This window comes from Paraburkholderia fungorum (assembly GCF_902833645.1).
Taxonomy (GTDB): domain Bacteria; phylum Pseudomonadota; class Gammaproteobacteria; order Burkholderiales; family Burkholderiaceae; genus Paraburkholderia; species Paraburkholderia fungorum.
Genome location: NZ_CADFGE010000005.1, coordinates 290,906 through 310,470, shown reverse-complemented (window position 1 = coordinate 310,470; position 19,565 = coordinate 290,906). Strand labels below are relative to the sequence as shown.

Genomic DNA, 19,565 nt, shown 5'->3' with positions numbered 1-19,565 from the left:
AGGCAATCGGTGCCTGCCGCGCGTTTTGCTTATGGGTGACCTGTGGGTTGCACGTCAGTCACTCCCCCAACACACCCGCGTTCGGTAAGATGGGCCCGGTCTGCTGTGCGCGGCGCCATCGAGTAGCCGCGGCGGCGCTTCGCCAACCCGTCAACCGCCTATGCAATTCGACCTGCTTCATATCGGCCCGCTAGTCGCCCTCGCCCATATCCTCGGACTGGTCGCGGCGTGCCACGCGATTCTGTACACCCGTACGTCGCAAGGCGCGATCGCGTGGGCGGTGTCGCTGGTTGCCATGCCGTATCTGACGCTGGTGCCGTATCTGTTTCTCGGCCGCAGCAAGTTTCAGGGTTACGCGGACGCCCGCCGCGTCGAAAACGAATTGCTGCGCACGCGCGCGCATCCTCAGGTATGGGATACGCAGGCTTCCTCCGCAGGGTTGCCCACGCAGGAACTTGGCGCGCGGCTCGTGCATTCGCTGACACGCCTGGGGGGCATGCCGTTCCTGCCGGGCAATTCCGTACGCACGCTCGTGAACGGCGCGGCAACCTTCGAGGCCATCTTCGAAGCGATCGAAGGGGCTCGCCATTACGTGATCGTGCAGTTCTTCATCGTGCGCGACGACGCGCTCGGCGAAATGCTCAAAGACGCACTGATCGCAAAGGCCCAGCAAGGCGTGCGTGTCTACTTCCTGTACGACAGCATCGGCAGCTTCGACCTGCCCCACCGCTACGTGGCGGCGCTGCGCGCGGCCGGCGTGGAGACACACCCGTTCGCCACCAATCGCCGCTTCGTCAACCGCCTGCAGCTAAACTTCCGCAATCACCGCAAGATCGTCTCGGTGGACGGCGAGCGCGCGTTTGTCGGCGGACATAACGTGGGCGTCGAATATCTCGGCAACAAGCCGCCATTGTCGCCATGGCGCGATACGCATATCGAAGTGCGCGGCCCGGCCGTCGCCAGCATCCAGTTCGTGTTCACCGAGGACTGGCACTGGGCGACCCAACAGCTACCCGATTTCGCCATGCCGGCCTCCCAGCCCGCCGACGAGGGCATGCACTGCCTCGTCATGCCGAGCGGCCCAGCCGACAAGCAGGAGACCTGTTCGCTGTTTTTCGTCGAGGCGATCAATGCGGCGCGCGAGCGGATCTGGATCACCACCCCTTATCTTGTGCCCGACGAAGCCGTATTCGCCGCGCTGCGACTCGCCGTACTACGCGGCGTGGACGTGCGCATTCTGATTCCGTGCCGGCGCGATCACCGCGTGGTGTTCGCCGCTTCGAAACTGTATGCCTACGATTCGCTGCGCGCGGGCATCCGCATCTTCCGCTACCAGCCGGGCTTCCTGCATCAGAAGGTCGTGCTGATCGACAGCGTGGCGGCGGCTATCGGCAGCGCCAATCTCGACAACCGCTCGTTCCGGCTGAACTTCGAAATCATGGTGCTGACCGTGGACCGCGGCTTCGCCAAAGAAGTCGAAGCGATGCTGCTCAAGGACTTCGCGGAGTCGCTCGAAATCGACCGCAACGAGTACCGCAATGCGAGCGCGCTGCGGCGCGTGCTGATGCACGTGGCGCGGCTGTTCTCGCCGATTCTGTAGCCTCCCTGCTGCCGCGCCAGCGGGATCGGCGCAGGCGCCGGCTCGCACCCGGTTCTTCAGCGCCAGCTTGATCCGCGTTCAACCGCGCCGAAGTGCCCTGCTTCGGCACACGTCACAGCAGCTTTTCGATGTCCTCGACAATCGCCTCAGGCTTGGTCAGCGGCGCATAGCGCTTCACCACATTGCCGTCGCGGCCGATCAGGAACTTGGTGAAATTCCATTTGATCGCTTCGAGCCCCAGCAGACCCGGCGCCTCGCCCGTCAGATAGCGAAACAGCGGATGCGCATTGGCGCCGTTCACGTCGATCTTCTCGAACATCGGGAAGGTCACGCCGTAATTCTTTTCGCAGAAACTGCCGATCTGCGCAGCGTCACCCGGTTCCTGCTTGCCGAACTGGTTGCACGGAAAACCCAGCACCGCGAGGCCGCGCGCCGCGTAGGTGTCATAGAGCTTTTGCAGACCCGCGTACTGAGGCGTGAAGCCACATTCACTTGCCGTATTGACGATCAGCAAGACCTTGCCTTGATAGCGCTCGAGACTCACTTCCTCGCCGCCCAGCGTGCGTGCCGAAAACGAATAAATCGATGTCATGTGCTCTCCCCGTGAAAGCCGTCAGTCTATGCCAAAAGCCGCGCCGGTACAGTCGGCCGAATGGCCGATCCCGGCCGGGCGCCCGGTGTCAGCCCCGGCAGTCTAAAATAGCGGTTTTCTTCAGTCGGCCTCTTCGTGATCCGCTTTAACCAGTTCAGCCTCGCGCGCGGCACCAAGCCGCTGTTTGAAAACACCACGTTCACCCTCAACCCTGGCGAGAAGGCCGGTCTGGTGGGAGCGAATGGCGCGGGCAAGTCGACGCTGTTTGCCGTGCTGCTCGGCGAACTGCATGCGGACGGCGGCGACTTTTCGATCCCGCCGACCTGGCAGATCGCCCACGTCGCGCAGGAAACGCCCGCCGCGGACAAGACCGCCCTCGCCTACACGCTCGACGGCGACGCCGCTTTGCGCACCATTGAAGCGCGCATCGCCGAAGCCTCGGCCGCGCATGACGGTGCAGCCGAAGGCGAAGCACACGCCGCGTTCGCCGACGCCGACGGCTACACCGCGCCCGCCCGCGCTGAAGCCTTGTTGCTCGGGCTCGGCTTTACGCTCGAACAAACGCGCGAGCCGGTCAGCAGTTTCTCGGGCGGCTGGCGCATGCGGCTGAATCTGGCGCAGGCGCTGATGTGCCGCTCCGACCTGCTGCTGCTCGACGAACCGACCAACCACCTGGATCTCGACGCGATCGTCTGGCTCGAGGACTGGCTGCACCGCTATCCGGGCACGCTGATCGTCATCTCGCACGACCGCGAATTTCTCGATTCGGTCTGCAATGTGACGCTGCATCTGGAGCATCAACAGATCAAGCGCTACGGCGGCAACTATTCGCAATTCGAGATTCTGCGCGCGCAACAAATCGCGTTGCAGCAAAGCGCGTATGAGAAGCAGCAGCGCACGGTCGAGCATTTGCAGAGCTACATCAACCGTTTCAAGGCGCAGGCCACCAAGGCGCGTCAGGCGCAGAGCCGTGTGAAAGCGCTCGAGAAAATGGAGCTGATCGCGCCGGCGCACGCGTCTTCGCCTTTCACGTTCGAATTCCGCACGCCCGATTCCGCGCCGAATCCGATGATGGTGATGGAGGACGTGCGCTGCGGTTATCGGAGTGAAGACGGTGAAATTCCGATCGTCGACCATGTGACGCTGTCAATCCAGAACGGCCAGCGCATCGGCCTGCTGGGCGCGAACGGTCAGGGCAAATCCACGCTGATCAAAACGCTCGCCGGCACGCTCGAAGCGCTCGGCGGCCGTGTGCGCGAAGGCAAGGGATTGCGTATCGGCTACTTCGCGCAGCACCAGCTCGAAACCCTGCGTCCCGACGACACGCCGTTGCAGCATCTCGCACGCCTCGCGCCGGATACGCGCGAACAGGAATTGCGCGATTTCCTCGGCAGTTTCAACTTTTCCGGCGAGATGGCGACCTCAAAAATCGCGCCCTTCTCGGGCGGCGAAAAGGCCCGCCTGGCGCTTGCACTGATCATCTGGCAGAAGCCGAATCTGCTGTTGCTCGACGAGCCGACCAACCACCTGGATCTCGAAACGCGTCACGCGCTGACCATGGCGCTCGCGCAATTCGAGGGCACGCTGATTCTGGTGTCGCACGACCGGCATCTACTGCGCGCCACCACCGACGTGTTCATGCTGGTCGCCAAACACCGCCTGCAGGAATTCGACGGCGACCTCGACGACTACCGCGACTGGCTGCTCCAGCACGCCGCGGAACAACGCGCGGCGCTGAAAGCAGGCACGGCGTCGAACAACGCGGAAGGTGCGGACAGCGGCGTCAATCGCAAGGAGCAACGCCGCCTCGAAGCGGAAACGCGCCAGAAGCTCGCGCACCTGAAAAAGCCGCTGCAAAGCCGCATTACGAAGATCGAAAAGGAAATGGACGCGCTCAACGCGGAAAAGGCGACGCTTGATGCGTTCGTCGTCGATCCGGCCAGTTACGAGCCCGAGCAGAAGAACAAACTGACGGAAGCGATCCGCCGTCAGGCAGATGTGAACGCGCGCCTCGAAGCGCTCGAAGCCGAATGGCTCGAGACTCACGAGGAACTCGAACAAATCGGCTAGCGGCAGGCTGTTGCTGGACCGCGCCGGCATCGATCGGAGGTAGCCCTTGTCACCCGTGAGCCCGTCTGCGTCTTCATCTGGGTCTTCATCTGAGTCTCCGTCGGGATCTTCAGCCGGGTCCTCACCCGAGTCCTCATCTGAATCCTCGCCGGGGCCTTCAGCCGGGCCGTCGGCTGCGACCTCGGTAAAAACGGCGGCACCTGCGCCGCTGCAAGGCCTGCGCGTGCTGGATCTGACGCGCCTGCTGCCCGGCCCGGTCGCCGCCTTGCGGCTTGCCGAACTCGGCGCCGACGTGCTGAAAATCGAAGCGCCCGGCGCAGGCGACCCCACCCGCACGATGATGCAGTCGTCGAGCGACCGGGTGGCAGGCCGCCCTGGCGCGTTTTACCGGCTGGTGAATCGCGGCAAGCGCGAAACGCGCCTCGACCTCAAATCGCAAGCCGGACGCAACGTGCTGCGCGCGCTCGCAGCCGAAGCCGATGTGCTGATCGAGAGTTTCCGGCCCGGCGTAATGGAGCGTCTCGGTATCGGCTACGAAACGCTGCGCGCGCTCAATCCGCGGCTGGTCTACTGCGCGATCACCGGTTATGGCGCGAGCGGTCCGTTTGTCGACCATCCCGGACACGATCTGAACTATATCGGCTACGCGGGCGTGCTCGATCAACTGGCAAGCCGCGACGGCGTGCCGATTCTGCCGAACTTCCAGATTGCCGACCTGCTCGGCGGCGCATTAAGCGCGGTAACGCAGATTCTCGCCGCGTTATGGCATGTATCGCGCGGCGGCTCTGGCCGCTTCGTCGATATATCGATGACGCACGTCACATATGCGCACAACGTCGTCGCGCAGGTGGCGCTCGCCAACGAGGGCTTGGCTCCAGTCGCAGGGGCCGGTCTGCTGAACGGCGGCGTGCCCTGCTACAACCTGTATCGGACGCTCGACAATCGCTGGCTCGCGGTCGGCGCGCTCGAATTGAAGTTCTGGGAAACGCTGTGCATGGCGCTGGACCGGCCTGAATGGGCGACGCGTCACTGGAGCCTCGGCCAGGCAATTGGCGGCCCGGACGCCAGCGCGTTGACGCAGGAGTTGGCCGATCTCATCGGCAAGCGCCCGCTGGAGGAATGGGTACTGCTGCTGGAGTCGCTGGACTGCTGCGTCTCGCCGGTGCTGACGCCGGCGGAAGCTGCGCAGCACCCTCTATTCAATCCTCAGGCGTATGCGGCTATGAGCGACGGCAAAGACAGCGACGATAAAGACGGCAACGACACTGGGGCGACCCTCGCCCGAGTGTAGGCCAAATCGCCCCCCAAAATCTCAGCGCTTCAGCGCCGCACCGCCGTTTGCCGCGGCAAGACCTGGCGCGGCGATTTTTCGTCGTCGTACAGGAAATGCTTGCGGCCTTCCACGTGACGGTTGATCGTGGCGCGCACTTCGGCGGCGGTGACGTCTTCGGCCACGACCCGGCGCGAAATCTGCCCGGTCGTGTCGATCCACTCGACAATCCGGCAAGCGTCGCCCCAAGGCTGGCGAATCGGCTCGGAGACGCGGCAGCCGCGCACCTGCATCGGCCGCTCGGCCACCGTTTCATATGACTGTTTCAAGGCGCAATCCCTTTTTTCGGCATCAGAACGGATGCAATACCTTCACAGCTTAGAAAAAAGGAATGGCGGACAGGTTACAGACAATCTGGCGATGTTTACGGCCCATTACGTTTGCACCAGCGCCCGCAGGCGCTGAAACCCCCGTCTAGTCAAGCGTGCGGACCCTGTCGATAGCCTGCTCGATCCGTTCGACAGCAACAACCTGTAAGCCTTCGATGGGCTGCTTCGGCGCGTTGGCCTTCGGAATGACCGCGACTGAAAAACCCAGCTTGGCCGCTTCTTTAAGACGCTCCTGCCCACGGGGCGAGGGCCGGATTTCGCCGGCGAGACCCACTTCCCCGAATACCACAAGCCCCTTGGGCAGCGGCTTGTTACGCATGGAAGAATGGATTGCGAGTAAAACGGCCAGGTCCGCTGCAGGCTCGGTGATTTTCACGCCGCCCACGGCGTTCAGGAATACGTCCTGGTCGAAACAGGCGATGCCGGCATGCCGATGCAGCACCGCCAGCAGCATCGCAAGGCGATTCTGTTCCAGCCCTACCGCGAGGCGCCGTGGGTTTGGCGCATTGGCCGCGTCAACCAGCGCCTGCACTTCGACCAGCAGCGGCCGCGTGCCTTCCTGCGTCACCAGCACGCAGGACCCCGGCACGGATTGCTCGTGCTGCGAGAGAAACAACGCCGACGGATTGGCCACGCCGCGCAAGCCACGCTCGGTCATCGCGAACACGCCGAGTTCGTTGACCGCGCCGAAGCGGTTCTTGATCGCCCGCACCAGCCGGTATGACGAATGCGTGTCGCCCTCGAAATACAACACCGTATCAACGATGTGCTCGAGCACGCGCGGCCCGGCGAGCGCCCCTTCCTTGGTGACATGGCCGACCATGATGATCGTGGTGCCCGACTGTTTGGCGATGCGCGTCAATTGCGCCGCGCATTCACGCACCTGCGCAACCGAACCGGGGGCAGAGGTCAGCGCGTCGGAATAAACGGTTTGAATCGAGTCGATCACCGCGACGTCAGGCCGCTGCTCGGCGATGGTCGCCTGGATTTTCTCGAGCTGGATTTCCGCCAGCAGTTGCAGCTCGCTGGCCTTCGAGCCAGGTTCGAGCAATGAAAGCCGTTGTGCGCGCAACGCAATCTGCGCGGCAGATTCTTCGCCACTGATATAAAGCGCGCGTTTGTCCGCGGCAATTTCCGCGAGCGACTGCAGCAGCAACGTCGATTTGCCGATACCCGGATCGCCGCCGATCAGCACCACGCCGCCCGGCACGAGACCGCCGCCGAGCACACGATCGAACTCGCTGACACCGGTCGAAAAGCGCGGCACGTCGGACGCTTCGATATCGGCGAGACGCCGCACCGGCGCGCTCTTCGCGAGCGACTGGAAGCGATGGGTGGACGGCGCTTCCGCGACCGATTCCACCAGCGTGTTCCACGCATTGCATGACGGGCACTGCCCGGCCCACTTCGGCGATTGACCGCCGCATTCACTGCATATGTACAACGTCTTCTGTTTAGCCACGCGCCCTTGCCTGTGTTGCTGTTCTTTGGATTGATACGCTTGCCGTGCCTTACTCCGCACGCACCGGGACGCGCGGCGCGACCGCGCACATCAGCTCGTAGCCGATCGTACCGCACGCCTGCGCGACGTCGTCGATCGGCAGTGCGTTGCCCCACAACTCGACACGCGAGCCGATGTTGGCCGTCGGGATCGGTGTGAGGTCGACCGTCAGCATGTCCATCGATACCCGCCCGACGATCCGCGTACGCACACCGTCGACGATCACCGGCGTGCCTTCCGGCGCGACCCGTGGATAACCGTCCGCGTAGCCGCAGGCCACCACGCCAATGCGCATCGGCGCGCGCGCCTTGAACGCCGACCCGTAGCCGACCGTATTGCCTTCGACAAGCGTCTGCACGGCGATCAGTTCGGAGGTGAGCGTCATGGCCGGTTGCAGGCCGGTGCCGGCAATCGCCGACGTCACACCCGAGGGTGACGCGCCGTACAGCATGATGCCCGGTCGCACCCAGTCGAAGTGCGCGGCCGGATGCCACAGCGTTGCCGCGGAATTCGACAGACTGCGCGCCCCCGCAATGCCTTGCGCACCGCGCTCGAACGCTTCCATCTGATGGGCGATGCCGCGCTCGCCGTCGGCATCCGAGAAATGTGTCATCAATGTGATCTGGCCGACGCCCTGGCAGGCCCGTGCGCGCTCCCACGCCGAGCGGAATTTTTCCACCGTGTAGCCGAGCCGATTCATGCCGGTGTTCATCTTCAACTGGATATTGACGGGCTTGGACAGGCGCGCCATTTCGAGCATGCGCAGTTGTTCGTCCGAATGCAGCGCCGTGGTGAGGCTGTAGCGGTCGATTACGTCGATATCGGTCGGACGAAAGAACCCTTCGAGCAAGAGAATTGGCCCGGCCCAGCCCAATTCACGCAACTTCACGGCTTCTTCGAGGTCCAGCAAACCAAAGCCGTCGGTGGCGCGCAGCCCCGGAAAAGCGCGCGCAAGGCCATGTCCATAGGCATTCGCCTTGACCACAGCCCAGATTTTGGATTTCGGCGCATAGCGCCGGGCGACGGCGAGATTATTGGCGAGTGCGGAGGTATGAATCGTGGCTGAGAGCGGGCGCGGCATAGGTAATTTTCGTAAAGACGCTTGCGAATCAGGAGCTTACAGGGCGTTTTCAACGCTCGATAGCCCGCTGGGCGGTGCGATCAAGGATTTTGCTAGTCCGAATTCAGCTATTTTCGTGATATAAAGCCGTGCGCACAACCCATTTCGAACGGTATAAGCCCGGACGCCCAGCACGCGGCCGGGGCGGACAGACCGCAGCGAGGACAGCATCGCATCAGATGAAAAAAGGTTTTTACACCATCATGGCCGCGCAATTTTTTTCGTCGCTGGCCGACAATGCGCTTCTGATCGCCGCTATCGCACTGCTGAAAGATCTTCACGCCCCAAACTGGATGACGCCGCTGCTCAAGTTGTTCTTTGTGCTGTCGTACGTCGTTCTGGCTGCCTTCGTAGGCGCCTTCGCGGATTCCCGCCCGAAAGGGAACGTGATGTTCATCACCAATACCATCAAGGTAGTCGGTTGCATCACGATGCTGGTCGGCGCCCACCCCTTGCTCGCCTATGGCATCGTGGGCTTCGGCGCGGCGGCTTACTCGCCCGCCAAATACGGCATTCTTACCGAACTGCTGCCGCCTGACCGGCTGGTCGCGGCGAACGGCTGGATCGAGGGCACCACGGTCGGCTCGATTATTCTCGGCACCGTGCTCGGCGGCGCGCTCATCAGTCCGCACATCGCCGCGCCTATCCTGCGGCATCACATTCCCACCGTGAACACGCCCGCCGAAGCGGCGATGCTGGTGATCATGGCCATCTACGTGATCGCGGCGTTGTTCAATCTGCGCATTCCCGACACCGGCGCGCGCTATCCGAAACAGGAACGCGGGCCGATCAAGCTGGTCACCGATTTCGCCGACTGCTTTCTGGTGCTGTGGCGCGACAAGCTCGGCCAGATCTCGCTCGCCGTCACCACGCTTTTCTGGGGCGCCGGCGCGACGCTGCAATTCATCGTGCTGAAGTGGGCCGAGGTGCAGTTGAACATGTCGCTTTCGGAAGCCGCGATTCTGCAGGCGGTCGTGGCCGTGGGCGTGGCGGCCGGCGCAATTTTCGCGGCCTCGCGCGTCCCGCTGAAGAAGTCGCTGACGGTGCTGCCGGTCGGCATCATGATGGGCATCGCCGTGATGCTGATGGCCTTCTACACGCGCAATCTGTTCCCCGCCCATTGGGGTCTGTATTTTGGCCGCGTGCACGTGCCGGGCTATCTGATCGTCGCGTATATTTTCCTGATGATCGTCGGCGGCCTGTCGGGCTTTTTCGTCGTGCCGATGAATGCGCTGCTGCAACATCGCGGCCACGTGCTGCTGTCGGCGGGTCACTCGATCGCCGTGCAAAATTTCAATGAAAATCTCTCGGTGCTCGTGATGCTGTGCCTGTATGCCGTGCTGGTCTGGCTCGACGTGCCGGTCACGGCGGTCATCGTGCTATTCGGCACCTTCGTCTGCCTGATGATGTGGCTGGTCATGCGGCGCCACCAGGCGAATCAGCGCGCGTTCGATTCGGTCGCGCTGATCGGCGAAGTCAAGCATTGAACCGCGCCGGGCAGCGCACTGCCTGTCCGCGCCTCTCTCCTTTCCTCGTTTTGCCATGACTCAATCCATTCCCAATGTGCTGACGATCGCCGGTTCCGATTCCGGCGGCGGCGCCGGCATTCAGGCCGATCTGAAGGCTTTCTCGGCGCTCGGCGCCTACGGCGCGAGCGTGATCACCGCGCTCACGGCACAGAACACGCGTGGCGTCACGGCGATTCATGCGCCGGACGCCGCCTTCGTGACCGCGCAACTCGATGCGGTGTTCGACGACATCCGTATCGACGCCGTGAAAATCGGCATGCTGGCGAATGCGCAGATTGCGCGTGCGGTCGCCGACGCGCTGCGGCGGCACAAGCCGAAGCACGTCGTGCTCGACACGGTGATGATTTCGAAGAGCAATCACGCGCTGCTGCTGCCGGATGCGGTCGCGGCCGTGCGCGACGAGTTGTTGCCGCTGGCCGACCTGCTGACGCCCAATCTGCCGGAAGCCGCAGCCTTGCTAGGTGTGCAGGCGGCCACCGATGAAGCCGCCATGGTCGAACAGGGTGAAGCGCTGCGCGCGCTTGGCGCGCGGGCGGTGCTGATGAAGGGTGGCCATCTGAGCGCGGCGGACAGTCCCGACTGGCTCGTTCAGGATAGCGGGACGCTGCGCCTGGGCGGCCCGCGCGTGCCGGTGAAGAATACGCATGGGACGGGCTGCACGCTGTCGTCGGCGATTGCGGCGCTGATTCCCCAGCGCGCCGATCTGGCAAGCGCGGTCGCTGACGCCAAGCTGTACCTGACCGGCGCGTTGCAGGCGAGCGACCGGCTCGACGTGGGCAGCGGCGTTGGGCCGGTGCATCATTTTTATCGGTGGTGGTGAGAGGCGAAAGCGCTTTGGCCTCGCGGCGGCGATGGGCGTAGAGGTGTAACAGCCGGCTTCAGGCCGCTAATGCTGGCGGCCGCCCTATTTTCCCGCGGTTCCTGCGGCTCTCGCACCTCTCGCACCTCTCGCACCTCTCGCGCCTTCCGTGACGCGCGCGATTTCTACGACGCCCGTAACTCCTGCGGCTGCCGCGCATAGGCCTGCGCCAACTCGGGCCACGTGTCCGGCACGATAAAACCACGCGAAAATTCGATCAGCTTGCCGCTGCTATCGGCAGCAAACGCGGCGACCATGGTCGGCCCGTGCTGGGATGACGTTTGCTCTGCCAGCTTCTGCGGATCGACAAAGGCGAATGCGAGAGCCTGCACTTCACCCTGCTCATGACGCCGCGGCGCAAGCCATTCCAACCGGGGCAACACGCGCCATATCCGCGCATGCGCCGCGGCAAAGTCCGGCCAGTCGCTGCGTGTGACCCACCAGCCTCGTTCGTGCGACGGATCGAGTTCGGCAGGATCGGCAGGCGTTTCGCCCGCCCGATAGAACAGCCAGCCCTTGATAAACATCTGCGGCGTCCACGGCCCTGCATAGCCGACCGAGGCAAACTCTTCACGCGCGCTCAACGGCAGTTGATGATTCAGCACATGCGCGAGCTTCAGATCGAAGCGGTCCTTCAGATTTGGACCGACGTAATCGGCTAATCGCGCTGGCGACTGCGAGCCACCCTCGCCCGCATGCAGATAGCACTTCACCGCCAACTCCCAATGCAGGCGCGCACCGTGCCGCGTCTGCACCAGAAAATCGCATTCGCCCAGCGTCACGCCCGAGCGCCGCAACGGTACGCCGGCAGCGACCAGACGCGCCGCCGGCCCATGTTGCAGGAACCATCCAAGGAGCCGCTCGGCGTAGCGGCCAAGACGGGCGATACGCGTGGCGGCGAGCTCACGCTGCAAATCGGACGGCTCGGCATCCAGCGCGCGTAACCAGTCAACGGTCGCCGCCGCTTCCTGCGACGAGCCGAAAGGGCTGGCGAGTGCGCCGACCGGTGGTTGCGCGCGCAACAAATCGGCGCTGAGCAGCAGCCAGGCGAGATCGCGCACGGCCGGCACGCGCAAGGTGTCGAGCAAAGTCCCTAGAATCGCAGCGGATGGGCTCGGCGCGGCAGCAACACGCGCAGCCGGCCCGCTCGCCTCCGTCACTTTGCCACGCCGGACGGCACGCCGCCCGCCGCGAGCCACGTGTCGCGCGCGAGGCACAGGTCCGCCCAGGCCTTCGCCTTGTCGGGCAGGCTGCGCAGCAGATACGCCGGGTGATAGGTGACAATCACCGGTACTCCTTCATATTCGTGCACGCGGCCGCGCAGCGACGAAATGCTCGCCTCGGTCCTGAGCAGACTTTGCGCGGCGAAGCGGCCAAGCGCGACGATCAGCTTAGGCTTGACCAGCGCGACCTGGCGTTGCAGATAAGGCTCGCAACGCGCGACTTCATCCTGTTCGGGATTGCGGTTGCCCGGCGGGCGGCACTTGATCACGTTGGCGATGTAGACGTTGCTGTCACGCGCGAGCGTGAGCGAACGCAACATGTTGTCGAGCAGCTTGCCGGCCTGGCCGACGAACGGCTCGCCCAGACGATCTTCGTTCTCGCCGGGCGCTTCGCCGATCAGCATCCAGTCGGCATTGCGATCGCCGACGCCGAATACCGTGTTCGTGCGTTTCTCGCACAGCCGGCAGCGCTCGCAGTGGGCGACCCGCTCGCTCAGCGCGTCCCAGTCGAGCGTCTGGATCGCGGCGGGCTCCGGGGTCTCGTGACGCGCTTCAACGGACGCGTGAGCAGGCTGATCGTCGAACCATGCGAAATCGTCGTCGGGCGGAGCGTCGAACGCCGGCGGCTCCGGTGTTCGCGACGGCTGTCTCGTCGGCTGACGCGCTTCGGCTGGCGCCTGCATCCGCCGTTGCGCCTGTTCGTGAATCTGGTCCTGCGCGGGTGGCGCTGCGCGACGTTCGTCCTGCGCCGGTATGGCATCGCCTCGGGGCGCTTCGCTCACAAGCGTCGCAGGCCGCGATGCGTCAGCCACGGGCACTGCCTGCCGGCGCTCCGGCTCAGATGCAGCCGGCGACGCTTGACGCGCCGCCACACGCGGCTCATCGAGCGGTGCCGCCTGATTCGCTAACGCGCCGGCGCCCTGCTCGAGGCCGGCTTCAACCACGTGCTCCTGCGCCGCCGACATACCTCGACGGACCCACAGCGGCGCGAGTCCGAACTCTTCCAGTACCGATTCATGCAGCGCCATCTGCGCCCTCCGTGGCAAACGAGAAACGCATCACGATGGCGTCCTCCCGGCTGCGATGCCGCGCCGGATAATAGTTTTTGCGCCGGCCAATCGACGCAAAGCCAAAGCGCTCATAAAGCCGGATCGCCCGATGATTCGACGGCCGCACTTCGAGCAGCATGCCTTCGAGTTTTTCCGCGCGGGCGATGCGCACCGCTTCGCGCAGCAGCGCAAGCCCGGCACCGGCGCCTTGCGCGGCAGGCGCCACACACAAATTGAGCAGGTGCATTTCATCGACCACCGGCATCAGCACGCAATAACCGATCAGCGTGCCCGTTACGTGACGCAGACAGATGCCGAAATAACCATTGCGCAACGAATCGCCGAAATTACCGCGGCTCCAGGGAAATTCGTAGGCAATTTTTTCGATGGCCGCGACCTCGTCCAGATCGGCTTCGGTCATCGGCGACATATAGCGGTCCGCCAGCAACACGCCACTCATTGCCGGCCCTCGCCTTGATGCGTGTCATGCGCCAGGCTGGCGGCCTGCCCGGCCTTGGCGGCTTTCTCGGCCACGCGCTCCGCCGTGGTCTGGGCTACCTTGTCGCGAATGTATTCCGGTGCGGCCTGATCGGCGGGCACGGTGCGGCCGGCGCGAAGTGCGCGCAATGCCGCGTGCGCAAGCGGCACCGCGTGCGGCAGCGCTTCGCTATCGACGGTTCGCGCCGCGGCAACCGCGGGCAGCCGCGCACCGAAAGCCGCCGCCGCATTGCCTGCGAGCGTAAAGGGGACGTCGGGCAAAACAAGCCGTTCCGGCGCGTCCAGCGATGCCGGCTGCAACGTGCGCCATTCGCCGAGCGCGGTATCCCATGCGTAGTCGGCCCAGTAAATCTCGTCCATCCGGGCATCGAGCGCAGAGAGCACGCGGGTCGCCGACGGATCGCGCCGCCGGGCGCTCTCCGCGCAGGCCAGCAGCGTGCTGATCGGCACGACCGGCAGATTCAGGCCGAATGCGAGGCCCTGAGCGACGCCCGTCGCGGTACGAAGACCGGTGAACGATCCTGGGCCGGAGCCGAAGGCAATGGCGTTGCAATCTGCCAGTTTCAGACCGGCTTGGTCGAAAAGTTCGCGAATGGCGGGCAGCAGGCGCGTACTGGACACCGCGCCGGTTTGCTCGTGGCGCACCCAGATTCGCGGTTCGGCCCGATCAGGAATCGCGGCCCCGCTTGCGGCATCGCCGACGGCGGACAGGAGCGCTACCGAGCAGAATTCGGTCGAGGTATCGAGGGCAAGAAGCACAGTTTGAGTCATGGACCGTATTGTAATCGGCACGGCGCATGCAGATGCGGTTTTGGATTTGCCGCGCGAGGCGGCGCCGAATATTTGGAATAAGCCCTCGGCCCCGCGGCAGCACGCAGTTGTTATGATCATCGGCCCAGCCAAAACCAACCCCGCCAGCCGGGCAAAATCACCATGACAGACATCAACGCGCAATTCGTCCAGGCCCAGGAAGATGCAAAGCAGCTGCCCGAGCGTCCCGGCAACCTCACTCTTTTGCGCCTCTACGCCCTCTTCAAGCAGGCTACCGACGGCGACGTCCGCGGCGACAAACCGGGTTTCACCGATATCGTCGGCAAATACAAGTACGATGCGTGGGCCGCGCTCAAAGGCACCGCTCAGGACGCCGCGAAGCAGCAATACGTCGACCTCGTCGAATCGCTGAAAAGCGGCGCGTCGGCCTGAGCCGGCCCGACGGCGGAAAACAGCGGCCGGCCGGATCGACGGCTGGGAAAGCCCAAAGCCTGTCCCAGCGCAGCCGGCCAAGCCGTGAAGGCAAAGTTTTCCGCCAGGAAATATCTTAACGGTGGCGCAGTGCAACAAAACTCTATACAATACTGCCTGCGCTTCACTGCTTTGCCCGGCTTTCCTCTAGCGGCCCTTGCGGCGCAGCGCCTCGTAGCGTTTAGCTCCAATCCAGTTTAGAACCTGTCCCCTCCTGCCTAGCCCCCTACGGGCGATCATGTCCCAGGCTGGCGGCACGCCGTGTTGGCATGTCGCATCCGATACAGCTTCTAACGAAAAGCTCGCCTTTATTGTCGCGAGCTGCCCCCGTTTTTCGATTTGCTCGCTGCTTCTTTGCTCGCTGAATCCGACGACTTGGGTATGCCGATTGGCGCCGACGTTTTAATTCCGTGTGTACCAAGGATTTACCAAGGATTCTCATGACTTCGAGCAATACCCCCAGCAGCCCGTTGAACGCCATCGCCGATCAAGCCCTCGGTCTAGCCGACGCACCCGCACAAGCCGCAGCCGTCGCTGCCGCTCCGGAAGCTGTCGCCGCAGAAGCCGCCGCGCCCGCCGGCCCGTCGTTCGCGTCGCTCGGTCTGTCCCCGGACGTCGTCTCCGCGCTGACCGCCGCTGGCTATCAAACCCCGACTCCGGTTCAGCAACGCGCGATCCCCGCCGGCATCGCCGGCCGCGATCTGCTGGTCTCGAGCCCGACCGGTTCGGGCAAGACCGCCGCGTTCATGCTGCCCGCGATCGAACGTTTCTCACAACTGCAAAAGGCGCAAGCCAGCCAACCGCGCGAACCGCGTCCGGCTGACGGCGCCCGCACGCGCCGCCCGCAACCGGTTGCCCGTCCGACCATGCTGGTTCTGACGCCGACCCGCGAACTCGCGATGCAGGTCACCACCGCCGCTGCCACGTACGGCAAGCACCTCAAGCGTCTGCGCACCGTCAGCATTCTGGGCGGCGTCGCTTACGGTCAACAGCTGATGCTGCTGGCAAAGAACCCGGAAATTCTGGTTGCCACGCCGGGCCGTCTGATCGACCACCTGGAACGCGGCCGGATCGATCTGTCGCAACTGCAGATCCTCGTGCTCGACGAAGCTGACCGCATGCTCGACATGGGCTTCATCGAAGACATCGAAACGATCGTGGCGGCTACGCCGGCTTCGCGTCAAACCATGTTGTTCTCGGCCACGCTCGACGGCAAGATCGGTTCGCTGACCGGCCGCCTGCTGAAGGATCCGGAACGTATCGAGATCGTTCAACGCCTCGAACAACGCACCAACATCGCGCAAACCGTCCACTATGTTGACGACCGCGATCATAAGGATCGTCTGCTTGACCATCTGCTGCGTGACGAAGGCCTCGACCAGGCCATCGTCTTCACGGCAACCAAGATGGACGCTGACCAACTGGCTGGCCGTCTGGCCGACGCCGGTTTCGAATCGGCTGCTTTGCACGGCGATCTGCCGCAAGGCGCGCGTAACCGCACCATCAAGGCATTGCGCGAGCGTCGTGTGCGCGTGCTGGTGGCAACGGACGTCGCGGCTCGTGGTATCGACATCCCGGGCATCACGCACGTGTTCAACTACGACCTGCCGAAGTTCGCTGAAGACTACGTGCACCGTATCGGCCGTACCGGCCGTGCTGGCCGCTCGGGTATCGCAGTGAGCCTCGTGCACCACGCGGAACAAGGCGCGCTCAAGCGCATCGAGCGTTTCGTGCGCACCCCGCTGCCGGTCAACGTCGTCGCTGGCTTCGAGCCGCGCAAGTCGGCTCCGTCGGGCGGTGGCCGTCCTGGCTTTGGCGGCCGTGGCCGTCCGGGCGGTGGCAATGGCGGTGGCCGTCGCTTCGGCAGCGGCGCAGGCAAGCCGGCTGGTAACGGCGGCGGTTCACGCAGCGGTAGCGGCAATGGCGGCGGCTGGGCCGGCAAGTCGGCTGGCGGCGGTTCACGTGACGGCGGCTTCGGTGGCGGTTCGCGTGAAGGCGGCTTCGGCGGTGGTTCGCGTGACGGCGGCTACGGCGCACGCCGCAGCGACGGTCCGCGTACGGCGCGTCGCGGCAGCTAAGCAAGCGACCCAGCAGTCATCAGGCAAGCGCATTCACGCAGCTCATTCAGTGCGTAACGCGGCCTGAAATGACCCGGATGGCCTCCATGCGGTCCGTCGGTCAGAAGAAACCGGTGCTCAGGCGCCGGTTTTTTTTCGTCCGTACTTCGGCGACCATTAATATTTCACGATGTGAAAAAATTTTTTGCGTCGTAAAAAATCGTGCTGCACGGCACAAGACGCCCTATTGCAAGATGGAAAAAGACGTTTCTTAATGTGGAACAGTACCGCCAAGCAATTGATTTTAAATAAAAATAAATATTCAAAAAACGCTCCCCGCCCGCTATTGCGCGACAACCGATTTGCCTAGACTCTTATATAAGACTTCACGAAACGAAACGCCTTAAACGGTCAAACGCTTCGACGAAGACAAAGAGTCACCCTATCCATTACAGGCAACCAAGGAGCACACCATGTCGCGCGAACAACAAGCCAAACAACTTCAACAGCAATGGGAAACCGATCCGCGCTGGAAAGGCGTGAAGCGTACGTACACGGCCGAAGACGTGATCCGTCTGCGCGGCTCGCTGCAAGTGGAACACACGCTTGCCAAGCGCGGCGCGGAAAAGCTGTGGGAAAGCGTCAATAACGAGCCGTTCGTGAACTCGCTCGGCGCGCTGACCGGCAACCAGGCGATGCAACAGGTCAAGGCCGGCCTCAAGGCGATCTACCTGTCGGGCTGGCAAGTGGCGGGCGACGCGAACGTGGCCGGTGAAATGTACCCGGACCAGTCGCTGTATCCGGCGAACTCGGTGCCGCTCGTCGTGAAGCGCATCAACAATACGCTGACGCGCGCTGACCAGATTCAGTGGTCGGAAGGCAAGAATCCGGGCGACGAAGGCTATATCGACTACTTCGCCCCGATCGTGGCCGACGCGGAAGCCGGCTTCGGCGGCGTGCTGAACGCGTTCGAACTGATGAAGGCGATGATCGAAGCGGGCGCGGCCGGCGTGCACTTCGAAGACCAGTTGGCTTCGGTGAAGAAGTGCGGCCACATGGGCGGCAAGGTGCTCGTGCCGACCCGCGAAAACATCGCCAAGCTGACGGCCGCGCGTCTGGCCGCCGACGTCTCCGGCACGCCGACCGTGCTGCTGGCTCGCACCGACGCGGAAGCCGCCGACCTGATCACGTCGGACGTGGACGACAACGACAAGCCGTTCCTGACGGGTGAGCGCACGGTGGAAGGTTTCTACCGCACGAAGCCGGGTCTGGAGCAGGCAATCTCGCGTGGTCTCGCCTACGCGCCGTACGCCGACATGATCTGGTGCGAAACCGGCAAGCCGGACCTCGAGTTCGCGAAGAAATTCGCCGACGCGATCCACAAGGAATTCCCGGATCAACTGCTGTCGTACAACTGCTCGCCGTCGTTCAACTGGAAGAAGAACCTGGACGACGCAACCATCGCCAAGTTCCAGCGCGAACTCGGCGCGATGGGCTACAAGTTCCAGTTCATCACGCTGGCCGGCTTCCACGCGCTGAACTACTCGATGTTCAACCTGGCGCACGGCTATGCCCGCAACCAGATGACGGCGTTCGTCGAAATGCAGCAGGCTGAATTCGCTGCGGCTGAAAAGGGTTTCACCGCGGTCAAGCATCAGCGCGAAGTCGGCACCGGCTACTTCGACGCCGTGACGCAAACGGTCGAGCGCGATGCATCGACGACCGCGCTACACGGTTCGACGGAGGACGAACAGTTCTTCGACAAGAAGGTTGCTTAAGGCATCCGGCGCTCTGATCGCGGAAACGGCAAGGCAGACGACAAAGCGGCCCCGCCAGAGGGCCGCCTTCAGGGAGGACTGAAGCCATCAGGGCTGGAACGCCGTCTGTCCTGATGGTTGGAATCTGGGAGTGATGGCGGCAGTGGAGACAAAGCCAGCGCAATGGATTGTGCGGCGAACACAGGACGCGCCGGCCTCATCGCCGGCGCGTTTTTTTACGCCGTGCCTGTCAGCGATGCGAATCGTGCGCGGGCCGCCTAGCGGTACACGATCACGGGAATCTTCGTATGCGTCAGGACCCGTTGCGTCTCGCTGCCGATCAGCAGGCTGCCGAGACCGCGCCGCCCATGCGAAGCCATGAAAATCACATCGCAGCCACCCTGCTCCGCGGCTTCGATGATGCCGAGATACGGTGCCGGATGCACGCTGGTGCGGCTATCGAATGCGACACCGACACGGCGCGCGGCCAGCTCCACTTCCCGCAGATGCACCCGTGCTTCACGCTCGCTGCGTTGCAAAAACTCGACCGGCGGCTCGATCACCACGTCGGAGAATGGGGAGTACGGATACTGCGGCAAACAGGCGTAGGCGGTAACGCGAGCGCCCACCGCCTGCGCGAGGTCGATGGCGCCGTCTATCGCTTTGCGCGACAGGTCTGAACCATCGGTCGGAACCAGGATGTGCCTGAACATGATGCCCTCCGTCGCCGGCTTCGTGCAGCGCGGCGTCAGCGTCCGACGAGGTTCGGTATGGAAGCCGCTCCAATCGATTGTAGGTCGCAGAAATGA

General features: G+C 63.7%; 17 protein-coding genes. 8 read left to right on the top strand and 9 right to left on the bottom strand.

Going from position 1 to position 19,565, the window contains the following annotated elements; translation table 11 throughout:
• The first annotated feature begins 160 nt into the window (after positions 1-160).
• Positions 161-1,600 (top strand): cardiolipin synthase, encoded by a 1,440-nt coding sequence (cls, locus tag HWX91_RS18505; RefSeq protein WP_028199386.1) that lies wholly within the window; start codon positions 161-163, stop codon positions 1,598-1,600.
• 112 nt (positions 1,601-1,712) lie between these two features.
• On the opposite strand, the gene HWX91_RS18500 is transcribed toward cls, so the two are convergent.
• Positions 1,713-2,192: a glutathione peroxidase gene (locus HWX91_RS18500; protein ID WP_028199387.1), complete on the bottom strand. Its 480-nt coding sequence runs from the start codon at positions 2,190-2,192 to the stop codon at positions 1,713-1,715.
• A 135-nt stretch (positions 2,193-2,327) separates the two neighbouring features.
• On the opposite strand from HWX91_RS18500, the gene HWX91_RS18495 reads away from it, so the two are divergent.
• Both HWX91_RS18495 and HWX91_RS18490 read left to right on the top strand, forming a co-directional pair.
• Positions 2,328-4,262: an ATP-binding cassette domain-containing protein gene (locus tag HWX91_RS18495; RefSeq protein ID WP_028199388.1), complete on the top strand. Its 1,935-nt coding sequence runs from the start codon at positions 2,328-2,330 to the stop codon at positions 4,260-4,262.
• A gap of 223 nt (positions 4,263-4,485) precedes the next feature.
• Positions 4,486-5,553, top strand: coding sequence for a CaiB/BaiF CoA transferase family protein (locus tag HWX91_RS18490; RefSeq protein ID WP_102857442.1), 1,068 nt, complete (start codon positions 4,486-4,488; stop codon positions 5,551-5,553).
• A 29-nt stretch (positions 5,554-5,582) separates the two neighbouring features.
• On the opposite strand, the gene HWX91_RS18485 is transcribed toward HWX91_RS18490, so the two are convergent.
• The 3 genes from HWX91_RS18485 to alr form a co-directional block, all read right to left on the bottom strand.
• Positions 5,583-5,861: a DUF2866 domain-containing protein gene (locus HWX91_RS18485; RefSeq protein ID WP_028199390.1), complete on the bottom strand. Its 279-nt coding sequence runs from the start codon at positions 5,859-5,861 to the stop codon at positions 5,583-5,585.
• A 145-nt stretch (positions 5,862-6,006) separates the two neighbouring features.
• A complete protein-coding gene (gene radA / locus HWX91_RS18480) occupies positions 6,007-7,383 on the bottom strand; it encodes a DNA repair protein RadA (protein ID WP_028199391.1) in 1,377 nt (458 codons plus the stop codon).
• 49 nt (positions 7,384-7,432) lie between these two features.
• Positions 7,433-8,503 carry an alanine racemase gene (gene alr, locus HWX91_RS18475; RefSeq protein ID WP_028199392.1) on the bottom strand — a complete coding sequence of 357 codons (1,071 nt, stop codon included), beginning with the start codon at positions 8,501-8,503 and terminating at the stop codon, positions 7,433-7,435.
• Between the two features lie 218 nt (positions 8,504-8,721).
• Here alr and lplT point away from each other — a divergent pair, with 218 nt between their 5' ends.
• Positions 8,722-10,029 (top strand): lysophospholipid transporter LplT, encoded by a 1,308-nt coding sequence (gene lplT / locus HWX91_RS18470; RefSeq protein ID WP_028199393.1) that lies wholly within the window; start codon positions 8,722-8,724, stop codon positions 10,027-10,029.
• Positions 10,030-10,084: 55 nt separating this feature from the next.
• Positions 10,085-10,891: a bifunctional hydroxymethylpyrimidine kinase/phosphomethylpyrimidine kinase gene (gene thiD, locus HWX91_RS18465; RefSeq protein ID WP_028199394.1), complete on the top strand. Its 807-nt coding sequence runs from the start codon at positions 10,085-10,087 to the stop codon at positions 10,889-10,891.
• Between the two features lie 164 nt (positions 10,892-11,055).
• Here thiD and HWX91_RS18460 read toward each other — a convergent pair whose 3' ends face one another.
• From HWX91_RS18460 to tsaB, 4 genes are read right to left on the bottom strand one after another with little or no spacing between them, the layout of a single operon-like run.
• Positions 11,056-12,090: a DUF1853 family protein gene (locus tag HWX91_RS18460; protein ID WP_042276561.1), complete on the bottom strand. Its 1,035-nt coding sequence runs from the start codon at positions 12,088-12,090 to the stop codon at positions 11,056-11,058.
• The gene (locus HWX91_RS18455) at positions 12,087-13,181 is read right to left on the bottom strand and encodes a uracil-DNA glycosylase family protein (protein ID WP_028199396.1); all 1,095 of its coding nucleotides are present in this window, start codon (positions 13,179-13,181) and stop codon (positions 12,087-12,089) included. Before HWX91_RS18455 ends, HWX91_RS18460 begins: the two co-directional genes overlap by 4 nt.
• Positions 13,168-13,662 carry a ribosomal protein S18-alanine N-acetyltransferase gene (gene rimI / locus HWX91_RS18450; RefSeq protein WP_028199397.1) on the bottom strand — a complete coding sequence of 165 codons (495 nt, stop codon included), beginning with the start codon at positions 13,660-13,662 and terminating at the stop codon, positions 13,168-13,170. Before rimI ends, HWX91_RS18455 begins: the two co-directional genes overlap by 14 nt.
• On the bottom strand, positions 13,659-14,471 hold the full coding sequence (gene tsaB / locus HWX91_RS18445) for a tRNA (adenosine(37)-N6)-threonylcarbamoyltransferase complex dimerization subunit type 1 TsaB (RefSeq protein WP_028199398.1): 813 nt from the start codon (positions 14,469-14,471) through the stop codon (positions 13,659-13,661). The genes rimI and tsaB overlap by 4 nt, the downstream gene beginning before the upstream one ends.
• 162 nt (positions 14,472-14,633) lie before the next feature.
• On the opposite strand from tsaB, the gene HWX91_RS18440 reads away from it, so the two are divergent.
• The 3 genes from HWX91_RS18440 (at position 14,634) to aceA (ending at position 18,777) form a co-directional block, all read left to right on the top strand.
• Entirely contained in the window at positions 14,634-14,903 is a 270-nt protein-coding gene (locus HWX91_RS18440) for an acyl-CoA-binding protein (protein WP_028199399.1), read from the top strand.
• 479 nt (positions 14,904-15,382) lie between these two features.
• Positions 15,383-17,020: a DEAD/DEAH box helicase gene (locus tag HWX91_RS18435; RefSeq protein ID WP_028199400.1), complete on the top strand. Its 1,638-nt coding sequence runs from the start codon at positions 15,383-15,385 to the stop codon at positions 17,018-17,020.
• A 452-nt stretch (positions 17,021-17,472) separates the two neighbouring features.
• Positions 17,473-18,777 (top strand): isocitrate lyase, encoded by a 1,305-nt coding sequence (aceA, locus tag HWX91_RS18430; RefSeq protein ID WP_028199401.1) that lies wholly within the window; start codon positions 17,473-17,475, stop codon positions 18,775-18,777.
• Positions 18,778-19,034: 257 nt separating this feature from the next.
• Here aceA and HWX91_RS18425 read toward each other — a convergent pair whose 3' ends face one another.
• Positions 19,035-19,469, bottom strand: coding sequence for a universal stress protein (locus HWX91_RS18425; RefSeq protein WP_028199402.1), 435 nt, complete (start codon positions 19,467-19,469; stop codon positions 19,035-19,037).
• Positions 19,470-19,565: the final 96 nt, after the last annotated feature.

Excerpts from the sequence above, each read along its gene's own strand:
- aceA (WP_028199401.1), top strand. The coding sequence starts at position 17,473 with ATGTCGCGCGAACAACAAGCCAAACAACTTCAACAGCAATGGGAAACC.
- HWX91_RS18425 (WP_028199402.1), bottom strand. The coding sequence starts at position 19,469 with ATGTTCAGGCACATCCTGGTTCCGACCGATGGTTCAGACCTGTCGCGC.
- cls (WP_028199386.1), top strand. The coding sequence starts at position 161 with ATGCAATTCGACCTGCTTCATATCGGCCCGCTAGTCGCCCTCGCCCAT.
- thiD (WP_028199394.1), top strand. The coding sequence starts at position 10,085 with ATGACTCAATCCATTCCCAATGTGCTGACGATCGCCGGTTCCGATTCC.
- rimI (WP_028199397.1), bottom strand. The coding sequence starts at position 13,662 with ATGAGTGGCGTGTTGCTGGCGGACCGCTATATGTCGCCGATGACCGAA.
- HWX91_RS18435 (WP_028199400.1), top strand. The coding sequence starts at position 15,383 with ATGACTTCGAGCAATACCCCCAGCAGCCCGTTGAACGCCATCGCCGAT.
- alr (WP_028199392.1), bottom strand. The coding sequence starts at position 8,503 with ATGCCGCGCCCGCTCTCAGCCACGATTCATACCTCCGCACTCGCCAAT.
- HWX91_RS18500 (WP_028199387.1), bottom strand. The coding sequence starts at position 2,192 with ATGACATCGATTTATTCGTTTTCGGCACGCACGCTGGGCGGCGAGGAA.
- lplT (WP_028199393.1), top strand. The coding sequence starts at position 8,722 with ATGAAAAAAGGTTTTTACACCATCATGGCCGCGCAATTTTTTTCGTCG.
- HWX91_RS18455 (WP_028199396.1), bottom strand. The coding sequence starts at position 13,181 with ATGGCGCTGCATGAATCGGTACTGGAAGAGTTCGGACTCGCGCCGCTG.
- HWX91_RS18440 (WP_028199399.1), top strand. The coding sequence starts at position 14,634 with ATGACAGACATCAACGCGCAATTCGTCCAGGCCCAGGAAGATGCAAAG.
- tsaB (WP_028199398.1), bottom strand. The coding sequence starts at position 14,471 with ATGACTCAAACTGTGCTTCTTGCCCTCGATACCTCGACCGAATTCTGC.